The 12,206-nt window shown below is 35.2% G+C and carries 9 protein-coding genes; 2 read left to right on the top strand and 7 right to left on the bottom strand.

Features of this window, described 5'->3' with window-relative positions:
* Entirely contained in the window at positions 1 to 1,518 is a 1,518-nt protein-coding gene (locus C0W29_RS02285) for a sodium:solute symporter family protein (protein ID WP_036791687.1), read from the bottom strand.
* Positions 1,519 to 2,065: 547 nt separating this feature from the next.
* Positions 2,066 to 2,524 (bottom strand): hypothetical protein, encoded by a 459-nt coding sequence (locus C0W29_RS02280; protein WP_045045309.1) that lies wholly within the window; start codon positions 2,522 to 2,524, stop codon positions 2,066 to 2,068.
* 80 nt (positions 2,525 to 2,604) lie between these two features.
* Between C0W29_RS02280 and C0W29_RS02275 the strand changes: the two genes are divergently transcribed.
* Both C0W29_RS02275 and C0W29_RS02265 read left to right on the top strand, forming a co-directional pair.
* The gene (locus C0W29_RS02275; protein WP_045042907.1) at positions 2,605 to 3,282 is read left to right on the top strand and encodes a CatB-related O-acetyltransferase; all 678 of its coding nucleotides are present in this window, start codon (positions 2,605 to 2,607) and stop codon (positions 3,280 to 3,282) included.
* A gap of 490 nt (positions 3,283 to 3,772) precedes the next feature.
* A complete protein-coding gene (locus tag C0W29_RS02265; protein WP_036791680.1) occupies positions 3,773 to 4,972 on the top strand; it encodes an acetate/propionate family kinase in 1,200 nt (399 codons plus the stop codon).
* 692 nt (positions 4,973 to 5,664) lie between these two features.
* Here the strand turns inward: C0W29_RS02265 and phaC are convergent.
* From phaC to C0W29_RS02240, 5 genes are all read right to left on the bottom strand, one after another.
* Positions 5,665 to 7,449: a class I poly(R)-hydroxyalkanoic acid synthase gene (gene phaC / locus C0W29_RS02260; protein ID WP_036791678.1), complete on the bottom strand. Its 1,785-nt coding sequence runs from the start codon at positions 7,447 to 7,449 to the stop codon at positions 5,665 to 5,667.
* A 63-nt stretch (positions 7,450 to 7,512) separates the two neighbouring features.
* Positions 7,513 to 7,869: a phasin family protein gene (locus C0W29_RS02255; protein ID WP_036791676.1), complete on the bottom strand. Its 357-nt coding sequence runs from the start codon at positions 7,867 to 7,869 to the stop codon at positions 7,513 to 7,515.
* Between the two features lie 72 nt (positions 7,870 to 7,941).
* Entirely contained in the window at positions 7,942 to 9,147 is a 1,206-nt protein-coding gene (locus C0W29_RS02250) for an acetyl-CoA C-acetyltransferase (protein ID WP_036791674.1), read from the bottom strand.
* A 21-nt stretch (positions 9,148 to 9,168) separates the two neighbouring features.
* A complete protein-coding gene (locus C0W29_RS02245) occupies positions 9,169 to 9,912 on the bottom strand; it encodes an SDR family oxidoreductase (protein ID WP_045045308.1) in 744 nt (247 codons plus the stop codon).
* Positions 9,913 to 10,614: 702 nt separating this feature from the next.
* A partial coding sequence (locus C0W29_RS02240) for an ATP-binding response regulator (RefSeq protein WP_146147146.1) occupies positions 10,615 to 12,206 on the bottom strand: 1,592 nt, incomplete at its 5' end.

Genomic DNA, 12,206 nt, shown 5'->3' with positions numbered 1-12,206 from the left:
TTATTTGCTCTCAGCGAGTTCCATTTCTGATTCTTGCTCATCTCGGCTTAATTTCACCATCAGATCTTCGATTTCAGGTTTAACCTCGAACTTACGGTTATAGATTGCCGCTAGACTAAAGAAGATAAGTGAACAAATAACTGGGCCGCCGACAGAGAGAGCCATTGATGGTTCTGCAACGAATAAGCGTGTAAATACAAAGACGGATAAACCAATAGCCATTGAGCCTAGTGCTGATTTAGGTCCGCAATGTTTATAGAAAGGTAATAGTCCTAAAACCATAGGAATTGATGCTGGTCCAATTAAACCACCAAACCAAACTAGGATTAGACCAATAATGCCGCCGAAGTAATCTTTGTTTAAGGCAATAAGAATTGTGGCAAGAGTAAAAGTAAAGGTAACGATACGTGCAATTTTTAAGGGCGTATCACCATTTTCATTTCTAAACTTATTACTAAGTAATGGCAGAATATCTCTTGATAGTACTGAGCTGATCGCATTTGCATCTGAAGCTACCATGGAAAGTGTTGCTGCAAACATTGAAGCCAGTACAATCCCAACAGCGCCTGCTGGTAAATATTTTACCGTTAACATTGAATATATTTGAGTTTGGTCGGCAATTGCTAAATCAGGAAGAAGAAGAGGGGCTGCCCACATAGGAGCAAATAAGAATAGTGGCCAAATTAAATATAGAACTGAAGATAGTACCATGGCTTTTCTTGCTGCACGCCCGGTTGGTGAAGCAATAAAGCGTGATGCTAGGTTCCAAGTACCGCCTGTGTAACTAAGGAAAATAACAATACTAAAACTAATAAAAAATAGCGGTGAATATTCGCTATTGAACCAGTCAGAGTGACCAGCAGGAAGTTTATCCCACATTGATAAATAGTTAGTACCAACGGCTCCTAGTTGGTTTTGAATGATAAAAAACATCGCTAAGCCAGCAGCAACTTGAACAAAGAATTGGAAAAAGTCATTCATTGTATCAGCCCAAAGTCCGCCAACAGTGACATATAACATAGCGATGAAGCCAGCAATAAGAATACCGTAATGGATTGGAACCCCAGCAAAACCGTAAAGTAGTACCCCTATAGCGGCATATTTACCTGCCGTATCAAGTAGTTTTAGTAATACACCTAACCATGCAATAACTTGTTGGGTTTTTATATCGTAACGAAGTTTAAGGTATTCTGTTGGGGACTGAATATTTAATGCTTTTCGAAGCCGAGCCCAACGTGGTACGACGAGCCATGCACCAAGAGAACAAGCCAGAGCGACGTTCATCGCCCACCATATATATAAATTAAATCCCGTCGAATAAGCAATTGCAGCATAACCGGTGAAGACAACGCCAGAATAGCCTGAAACATGGTGTGAAATGCCGGCAAGCCACCAAGGAAGTCCACCTCCAGCAACATAAAAATCGTTTGAACCTTTAATTTTTCGGTAGGCGTTAAGACCTATCCCTATCATCACTAAAAAGAAAGCTATGAGTGCTAACCAGTCAAGCCATTGCATATTGTTATTCCTTTCACGTTAATATTAATTCAACTGTTAAAATCACAACAGGGATAGATGTTCATACAACGTTGATATAATAACACTGGGTGTAATTATATGAGGGTGCTCACAATGAATTTGCTTTTTTTTCATCTTATTCAATAATTTATGCTTGGTGATCGCCGTCACAAAAGGCGTTTTAATTATATGATTTTCTCTTAAATATCAACGGGGAAATGTTATTTGGTTGATTAAATATTGGTTTTTTAGATGAATGTATTTCATCGACATCTATAAGCTGTTTTATATTTAAAGTACCAATGCAAAAAAATAATGGCTTCATTTGAGGGGGAAGGTGAAGGCTGAGGTCGATAGTTTATTTCGTTCACTGCTGAGCGGTTACAGTAGCAACCCAAGAGGCTGAACGTTAGTAAGAAAAGAATATTAAGGCGTGTAAATAGGGGTAAACTTCTAATTAAAGCAATGGTTCTTGGTGATTTTAAAGCCTTATCTTTACAAGAATAAGGCTTAAATGATTGTAATAAAAATATTTATTATAAAGATATCAACTGTGCTTATTAATAAAACGCTGCAATATTTGAAGACTTTCAGCTGAACCTGCCTGCTCAGCTAGCAGAAAATCATAAATAGCATTTTCATGATCAGCAACGAGTGCAAATAAATCCTGATGTTGTTGGGCATTGTCTGCTTGTTGTTGATAGCGCTGTTGATAGGGAGCGACCCAACTAACCATGGTATTAATTAATGTTGGCCATGGCAGATGGAGCCATTTATTAGCATCTGCTATGCCTTTTTGAGCCATTTCAACATCGTAATCAGGACATTGAATGCCTAATGGTACGAGTGCTGTTTCTAGTTTCTTGGCTGTAATAACCTCAATATCTAATAAGGTTTGCCATTTATTGTTATGACTATGGTCACTATACTGTTCAACAAAGGTGGTAAAAAAACTAATGCCATAGAGTTCACCTAAATAAGCGTCGTGCAAATGATTGAGTGTCATAGTGGGATCCAAGGTGATTTGTATTTTAGTTATAATATGCCGTTTTGTTTTGAATGTTGAGTATAAAAAGGAGAATAGTAATGACGTTGAGCATTTTTCCATCTTGGATTGGTGGTTATGAAATTAAACAACATATCACGAATCCTAATATAGAAGTGGGTGATTACAGCTATTATTCTGGCTATTACCATCAACATCATTTTGAAGATCAATGTGTTCACTATTTATTGGGCGACAAATCGAGTAATGAGGTTTGGCAGTCAGGTATTTTTGGTGAAGTCGATAAGCTTATTATTGGCCGGTTTTGTTCAATTGCGAGTGGGGTCGTGATTATGCTGGCAGGTAATCAAGGCCATCGCCATGATTGGATTTCATCATTCCCTTTTGATTTTGAGGAGTTTGGTGATGGGGTTAAAAGTGGTTTTGAGCGTGCAGGGAATACCGTTATTGGTAATGATGTCTGGCTTGGTGCTGAATGTGTGATTATGCCAGGCGTTAAGATTGGCGATGGTGCTGTGATTGGGACGCGTGCGGTGATCACTAAAGATGTTGAACCTTATTCGATAGTCGTTGGTAATCCTGGTCGGTGCGTTAAAAAACGTTTTACACCGTTACAGATTAATCAATTACTAGAAATGAAGTGGTGGAATTGGTCAGTTCCACAATTAAAAGCAGCTATGACAATTATGTGTAGTGCGGATATTGATAGTCTTTATGACTATTATCAAGCACTGGACAGCTCATCAGTAGATGAATAATTTAGCTATCATCTCAAAAGAAGTTAATTTGTTTGTGATCGGTAATGTTTTCTTACTATTTAGTATTCGCTGCAAGAATGCATAACTGATAATATTATTTTTATTGTGTCTATTCCATTTCTCAATTGAAATTCACGTACTAAATACGGTTAATTCTTAATCGTTCCGATGGTAAAACCATAAGATATCGTTAGTGATAGCTTAAAAAGATAAAAAAAAGCCCATCAAACACTCAACTTAATTTGATCAAATGGTGCGGATTTATGCGAATTAAATCGATTTTTAGTCTTAAAATTGATCTAAACCAGTAAATTTTAAACTTTTGAGGGTTTTTTGAAACAAAAGTTGAGACATTAAAAAAAAATTGAGTAATATGATTAGCACGTACTTACTGAGTTGAATGAATATCACGCATTGAACTGAGTAAATCCGAAACTGGATGTTTTTACTAAATCCGAAATTCGCCCTTAAAAATTCTGATGAGATAACCATGAGCAATTCTTTAGTTCTCGTAATCAATTCTGGTAGTTCTTCACTTAAATTTGCGTTGATTGATACTGTAACCGGTGAAGCTACGTTAAGTGGCCTTGGTGAGTGTTTTAATCTCCCTGAAGCAGTCGTTAGCTGGAAAGTTAACGGTGAAAAACAAGAGTTCAAACTTACAGGCCTTGACGGTCATCACCAACAAGCAATTGATCGTATCGTTGCATTGGTTGATGAACTTGGTATGAAAGATAATATCGTCACTATTGGTCACCGTGTTGTACATGGTGGGACTAAGTTTAATTCAACGGTTCGCGTTGATGAGCAAGTAATGGCTGATATTGAAGCGTTGAGTGATTTAGCTCCGTTACATAATCCTGCCCATGTATTGGGTATGCGTGCTGCTGCTAAAGCATTTCCTACCTTGTCACAGTTTGCTGTGTTTGATACTGCTTTCCACCAAACAATGCCTGAAAAAGCATATACATATGCAATTTCAAAAGAAGTTTGTCAGCAATATAATATTCGTCGTTACGGCGCACATGGTACAAGCCATTATTATGTTACTCGTGAAGCTGCAAAAAGGATTAATAAACCTGTTGAAGCATCAAGCTTTATTTCTGTTCACCTTGGTAACGGTGCATCTGTTTGTGTCGTTAAAAATGGTGAGAGTATTGATACTTCAATGGGTTTCACCCCGCTTGCTGGTCTAATGATGGGCACTCGCTGTGGTGATATTGATCCAAGTATTCTTGAATATCTATTGAAGAAAGGTTGGACACCTGAACGTTTACATCAAGAACTAGTGGGTAATTCTGGTTTCTTAGGTGTTTCAGGCTTAACCAGTGATTGTCGTGGCGTTATTGAAGCGATGGAAGCCGGTAATCATGATGCTAAACTTGCATTTGAAGTCTTTAGCTACCGTGCTGCTAAATATATTGCTTCATATATGGTCGCGTTAGATGAGTTAGATGGCATCATTTTCACAGGTGGTATCGGTGAGAATTCACTGCCAGTACGTCGTGAAATTATGCGTTTACTGAAAATTTTTGGTTACCGTGAAGATGTTGCGGGTAATGAAGCAGCCCGTTTTGGTGCTGAAGGTATCATTAGCCAACCAAATACGCCATTAGCGATGGTGATTCCAACTAACGAAGAATTTGTGATTGCTCAACAATCAGTTGCTCTACTTAACGCTGAAGCGTAATAGTAGCTGTCATTGTTTTAGACTTAGTTTCGCGTATAGCTGTCGAACTACAAAGCATTAGTGTTATGTATGGACGAAAGCTTAAAAAGTCTAGCGTTGAAAATATTCACACATAAATCAATCAAGCTTTGACTCAAGGGTCAAAGCTTGAATTTTATGTTTGTTTTTATTTTGAATATACATAGATAGAGATTCGTTTTCAGCTCAACCAAAGAGTTATATTATTCATTTCAAGATAAGCCCAGTACTTAATCTAGCCTTACATTCACCCTATATTTTATAATATACACTGCTACTCAGTGCTTAACAGTTAATCGCGATACCATTCTATTCTGAATCTTCCCCAAAGAAGCCGCTATTTGAGACTGAAAATAAAGCCATTATTTTATAAAGGTTTTTATAACAGGGTGAAAATTGTCATAATACGGTATCAGGTGTTTTGTAAGAAAAGTTGGCAGGTAAAGAATTTAATTATATTGATAAACAGTATTGGGAGTTTATTTATATGAGAGTGGATAGATGTATTCTATAAATTAATCAGGTGCAGTACTCGATCACCACCGATGTCAGAAGAATGATTAACTCTGTCTAATTTCGGTGGTAATAAAGAGACGTTATATTAAATTACTTATTAACAGATCAATTAGAAATCACAAGAAATAAATATTTTTAATTGATTGTAAAACTAATGCCTAAATAGTTTCTTGTACAATAGGTAAACCTTGTAAAACATAGACTCCAGGAGCATTACCTAGAACGGGATTATTTTTACTTCCAAATCTATTGGCTAAAATAGGTTTAGCAGTTTCTTGTTTTTTCAACCAATCATTCCAGTGGACCCACCAAGATCCTGTTTGGTGGTTTGCTTTATCAAACCAGGATTCTGGTGTTTTTGATATTGTATCATTAGTCCAGTAACCATATTTCTGCCGATCTGGATGATTTACAATACCAGCAATATGTCCTGATTCACCTAATACAAAAGTATTCTTGCCTGAAAGATTTAAAGCGCCACAGTAAGTACTTTTCCAAAGTGCTAGATGATCTTCTTGAGCAGATATAAAATAAGAGGGTACTTTTATTTTTGTTAAATCTAAGTATACATCATTTATTTTAAGTCCTTTAGGATCTATCAATTTGTTATTTAAATATAGACTTCTTAATAAGGTGCTATGACATTTTTCAGTCACGTTAGTACTGTCACCATTCCAGTACAATAAATCGAAGTCAATTGGATTATTACCTTTTAAATAATTATTAACGTAATAGTTCCAATACAAACTATTTTCTTTCAATAATGAAAAAGTAACACTTAAAGATCGGCCATCCATATAGCCTTTTTGAGCATTACTTTGTTCAATCGCGGAAATCATTTCATTATTGATATATGCACCGATCTCTCCAGGCTGCGAAAAATCCAATAATGTTGTAAAGTACGTTGCTGTCTTAATACGATTACGTATACGTTTTGCAATCATATATGCTTGGCTAGCTGCCAACAAAGTACCACCAATACAGTAACCAACGGCATTAATTTTTTTGGCCTTAGTTATATCTTCAACAACTTCGGTCGCCTTAATTACACCATCGATTATATAATCAGCAAAATCGATATCTTTCATAGATGCATCTGGATTTCTCCATGAAATCATGAATACAGCATGACCTTGCTGAAGAAGCCACCGCACCATGGAATTCTTTTCACGTAAATCTAGAATGTAGTATTTATTTATGAAAGGCGGAATAATAAGTAGAGGTGTTACATTAACTTTCGCCGTTAATGATTTGTATTGAATTAATTCGAATAAATGATTTTTAAAGACAACTTTCCCTTCAGTATTTGCTAAATCTTTACCGACTTGGAAAGCTTCTTTATTTGTCATACGAATTCTTAATACATCAGCACTTGATTCGATATCTTGCTCTAGTAATTTCAAACCGTTAACTAAGTTAACACCATCTTGTTCAATGGTTAGTCGTGTTAGTTCAGGGTTTGTCATTAAGAAATTCGTTGGTGATAAAGCGTTTAGCGCTTGTCGAGAAAAAAAACTTAAGCGCTCTTTTACTTTGTCATCAACACCATCAATATCATTGATAGCTTGTTGAATTTTATTATTTAAAAGCAAATAAGATTGTTTGATACAGTTATAAAAAGCATCATTATCCCAAGCTGGATCTAAAAACCGTTTATCGCCTTCGTCTGGTTGAATAACAGGGGATGTTTTTTTATCGTAAGTGATAACTTCTTGCCAAATAGCCATTTGGCTTTCCCACCATTCCATTTGTATCTTTGTAAGGCTATCAGGTTTTGACCATGTACCTTCAATCAACTTTTGACTATCTTTTAGTGTTAAATCATTCAATGCTTGAGTTAATGGACTAGTAATAGCTGTATTTTCTAATTTAAAATTACTCCACCAAGTTTCGTTAATATTATTTAAACTAGAAAAATATTCTGAAAAAAAACGGCTATCCATTTTAACGACCTTCTTTAGCTATAAAAAAGCCGCCTAAATGATCAGGCGGCAATTATAAACATATCAGATGCATTTAGCGGTAGCGCTTTGCTTCATATTTTCAGCCGCAAGCTCTTCAATATCGTTCTTGAATTCTTGAGCAATATTAGAGAATTTGTTGCTATCATCGATTAATTGTTGAGACAATTTAGTTAATGATTGAATTTGTTGAGTACTGTAGACACCCAAACTTTGTATATCTTTTATTTGATCAATTGATTTTAGCTGACTTAGACCAAGATCTGAGTAAGCACGAACAGCTGCAAGTTGTAATTCAGCTATATTTTCAATATTTTTAGTAAAAAGATGATTGAATTTCATATAAGGAGCTAGCGTTTTTTCTGCTTGCTCTGAAAAAGATTTAAACATTTCGTTGTACATAATATTTTCCTTATAACATAGAGAATAAAACAGGAAGAGAAATAGAAAATTAGATTATTATCGTAAACATAATTAAATATGTTTGATAATGACCGCAGTTCCCATACCGCCACCAACACATAAAGTTGCTAATCCATATTTAGCATTGGAACGAAGCATTTCATATATAAGAGTAACAAGAATACGGTTACCAGAAGCTCCTAGAGGGTGACCTAATGCAATCGCACCGCCATTTACGTTTACACGTCGACTTAAGTCTTCAACATGTACACCTGTATCTTTAGCTAATTCGGACATGACTCCTAATGCTTGACCAGCAAAGGCTTCGTTAAATTCGAATAAATCAATATCACCTAAGGACAATTTGGCTTTACTTAAAGCTTGCAATACGGCAGGTACTGGCCCTAAGCCCATTATTTCTGGTGCAACACCAGCTTGAGCATAACTGACAATCTCAGCTAGTGGGGTTAAATTGTATTTTTCAACAGCACTCTCAGATGCAACGATAATCGCGCTGCCACAATCATTAATACCAGAAGCATTCCCTGCCGTTACGGTACCATCAAGCTTAAATACTGGGCGTAAACTTTGTAACGATTCTATAGTCGTGTTCGATTTTGGATATTCATCCGTATCAACAATAGTCGTTGCCCTGTGAGTTACCACTTCAATTGGTACAATTTCAGATACAAATTTACCTTGTTCAATTGCACTGATAGCTTTTTTTTGACTATTTAATGCGAACACGTCCTGCTGTTCACGTGTAAGTCCTTCTTTACTAACTACATTCTCAGCTGTTACACCCATGTGATAGTGATGAAAAGCATCAGTCAAACCGTCAGTAACGAGCAAATCCTTGAGGGTTAGACTTCCCATTTTTTGACCATTACGAATGGCTGCAGGTACACAGAATGGAATTTGAGACATACTCTCTGCCCCCGCTGCAACAACAATTTCGGCATCATCTGCTTTGATGTGTGACGCTGCATCCATAACAGTTTTCATACCACTGCCACAAACCATATTTAATGTATAGGCTGGAACTGTTTCTGGAATTCCCGATAATAAAGAGGCCTGACGGCCAATTCCCATTCCTTGATCGGCACTGATAACATTACCAACAATTACTTCATCAATTTCTTCACTGGACAAGTGAGCTTGTTCAACAGCCGCATGGATTGCAATAGAACCCAATTTTGCCGCAGACAATGTTTTTAATGAGCCGTTAAAGCTACCTATTGGGGTACGTTTTGCCGCTACAATGTAAATTTTATTCATGCCTACAATCCTTTTGTAGCATTAGTGCATGTACAAGCCGCCATTAACGGATAATGTTTCACCAGTGATGTATTGAGCATTTTCACTGGCAAGGAATACAACAGCTGCAGCGATTTCACTGGGTTCGGCTAGACGTTTCATAGGAATCGTTGAGCAAATGTTATCAATCACTTCTGGTTTTAAAACAGAGACCATTGCAGTATTGGTATAACCCGGTGCAACAGCATTAACAGTAACACCAAATTTTGCACCTTCTGCGGCTAACGCTTTGGTAAAACCAATCACTCCTGCTTTTGCCGCAGAGTAATTAACTTGACCAAATTGACCTTTTAAACCGTTAACAGAAGTCATATTGATAATACGACAGCTACCTTTTTCACACATGAAGCTGAAAAGAGGATGAGTAACATAAAACAAACTATTAAGATTTGTTTTAATAACAGCATCCCATTGTTCAAAATTCATACGTTTAAATAATGCATCTCGTGTAATACCTGCGTTATTAACAAGTACATCGATTTGGCCTTCTTCTTGCCATAAAGCTGTTAATACTTCTTGGCAATGTTCTGCATCAGTTACATCTAATGGTAATAAGCGCACTTCATCTTGAGTATATTTGGCATCATTAATCCAAGCGGTTGCTCTGTCTTTTTCGCTTGGGTAATAACCTGCGATAACGCGATAGCCTGCTTTTACCAACTCTTCAGTAATTTTCGAACCAATGCCACCATTAGCCCCTGTTACTAAAGCAATTTGATTAGTCATTACTACATTTTTCTCCTGTTGTTAAATTAAAATACATAATATTCATGATGTTATGTCTATTTTATCTACGGGCGGTGAATTTAAAAATTAACACCTCGTCGCTGATTTAATTATTCTGCGCCGACGAATTGTTATTTTATATTTCTAAAATAAACAAGTAAGTTTGTATATTTACAGGTTGATTTAGTCATTTTTCATATGAAACGAATATCACTGCTACAGTGTTTGTTTTTCTGAGTTTAATATAGATTTAATGGCGTTATCTTTCTTGTTTGGTGATTCATCTTTATTGGTTGGCTTGATATAACAGAACAACTCGAATATCTAAGTATTGCTCGGTCAAAATAGCGCGCAGGTGTGGCGTAAGTCACCTAGAATCAATGGTTGTAAAAGTGTTCAAAAAACAAGCAGTGAATATTTTTATAAAGTAGATAATTTAATACAATATTTTGACTGTTCGCCCTTGTTTATCCATATTAGTAACAAATAAACAACATGTTATTGGGGTATAGAAAGGTGTCTATTACTATATTCATTGATAATTGCATTTACAGGAGGTGGGATCGGCAATGAATTTTAAATACAATTGAATATGACTAAGAACCGTTGCTTTACAAAAGGCTTTACTGTTTTCTGTAATGGTTTAGCCATTTAAATGTTGCAGTTTGGTATTCAATGCCAAGGACACTAGCAGCTTCTAGTTTAAGATGACGCAACAAGATGAGTATTTTTTAGATATTTGACTAATATTGATTGTAGCTGTTCTTTTGTGGGTGGTTTCATTATGTGATCATCCATCGTCATTGCTATTTTAGTGATTTCATCTAGTGATGATTGGGCCGATAAAGCAATAATAGGTATTTGAGGCAATTGTTTTTTTATTCTTGCAGTTGTCTCATAGCCATTTAATCCCGGCATTTGAATATCCATTAGAATAAGATCAACATGATTATGGCTTATATAATTTATTGCATCGAGGCCATTAGATACCATGGCAATATTCACATTAAACTTTTTTAGATATTGAGCTGTAAGCTCACGCATCGTATGGCTATCATCAACAATCAATATTGTTTTATGAGTAAAGTTATATAATGGAGTCTGTGGATTAGTTTCCTTATGAGGCAGATGTTTGTTCTTAGTTGATACTATAATAGGAATATGAAGCTTAAACTCGGTGTATATACCTTCAATTGAGGTACATGTAATAGTTCCATCAAGAGCTTCCATTGCGCGTTTACAATAACTTAATCCTAATCCACTGCCACCAACTTTGTTATGTGTGAAAAATTCATTAAAAATATTATCTATGATATTAGTTGGTATACCTGGACCGAAATCACTAAATATTACATAATTATATTTCTCACCAGTTACGGTTTTTATATGAATAGTACTTTCTGGGTGAGACTCAAAATAAAATGTGGCATTTCTAATAAGATTAAAAAACACAAAGTTTATTAAAGTAGGGTTTGTCTTAATAATAAAATCTTGTTTATCAAAGAAAATAACTCTATTTCTATATTGATCCTTATCATAACAATATGTATTTATTACAAAGTTAATGATATCGGATATATTTTTATTTTCAATGTTATGATCAGCAAAAGTGAAGTCATTTATTTCTTTTAATATAATATCAATGAGTTGGTTACCATGATTGATTGCAGATTTAGCATTGATGATATGTGGATATATTTTTTTATCTATTGTTTTATTGCTTATTTCTTTTAATTGTAAAGTTACTTGTGCTAATGGATTTCTCATTTCATGTGCAATAGAGTTAGCTAGCGCTTGTGAGCTTTTTATTTTAATTTCAGCAGTAATAATATGCTGAATTCGATTAAATAATTCTTTTAAGGCTACGATTTCCTCATATGAATATATAGTATTGTTCGATTTGTTAGCAGAAATGAAATAGTGACTGATATTATCGGTTGTTGTAAATAATGGAATGATAATCTCAATGTGGTTATTACACATATTGTTGTATAACAATTCTAAATTTTGATTATTTAAAAACTGAACTTCATGGGCTAATTCGTATGCAATGATTATTTTTTCATTGTTATCGAAATAACTCTTATAAGAATTATCATCATTAATTATGATTGCTAAATTATCGTTAGGTATTTTTAATAAAAGGCTAAGTTCATTCATTCCTTTATCAATGGAAAGGTGGAATGTTTTTTCTAGAGATATAATTTTATCTGATGGAGAAAGACCTTTTTTATATATTATTTTTTTAGTAATTCTTATTGTACAGTTAAAACAATACTTCCATGAAATAATAG

This window comes from Photobacterium kishitanii (assembly GCF_003026355.1).
GTDB lineage: Bacteria > Pseudomonadota > Gammaproteobacteria > Enterobacterales > Vibrionaceae > Photobacterium > Photobacterium kishitanii.
Note: the sequence above shows the minus strand (reverse complement) of the source record. Positions and strands in the feature narration are given on the sequence as shown.

Bases quoted from the DNA above. Each gene is read 5' to 3' on its own strand.
- C0W29_RS02285 (WP_036791687.1), bottom strand. From the start codon at position 1,518: ATGCAATGGCTTGACTGGTTAGCACTCATAGCTTTCTTTTTAGTGATG.
- C0W29_RS02255 (WP_036791676.1), bottom strand. From the start codon at position 7,869: ATGTACAACGAAATGTTTAAATCTTTTTCAGAGCAAGCAGAAAAAACG.
- C0W29_RS02245 (WP_045045308.1), bottom strand. From the start codon at position 9,912: ATGACTAATCAAATTGCTTTAGTAACAGGGGCTAATGGTGGCATTGGT.
- phaC (WP_036791678.1), bottom strand. From the start codon at position 7,449: ATGGATAGCCGTTTTTTTTCAGAATATTTTTCTAGTTTAAATAATATT.
- C0W29_RS02265 (WP_036791680.1), top strand. From the start codon at position 3,773: ATGAGCAATTCTTTAGTTCTCGTAATCAATTCTGGTAGTTCTTCACTT.
- C0W29_RS02280 (WP_045045309.1), bottom strand. From the start codon at position 2,524: ATGACACTCAATCATTTGCACGACGCTTATTTAGGTGAACTCTATGGC.
- C0W29_RS02275 (WP_045042907.1), top strand. From the start codon at position 2,605: ATGACGTTGAGCATTTTTCCATCTTGGATTGGTGGTTATGAAATTAAA.
- C0W29_RS02250 (WP_036791674.1), bottom strand. From the start codon at position 9,147: ATGAATAAAATTTACATTGTAGCGGCAAAACGTACCCCAATAGGTAGC.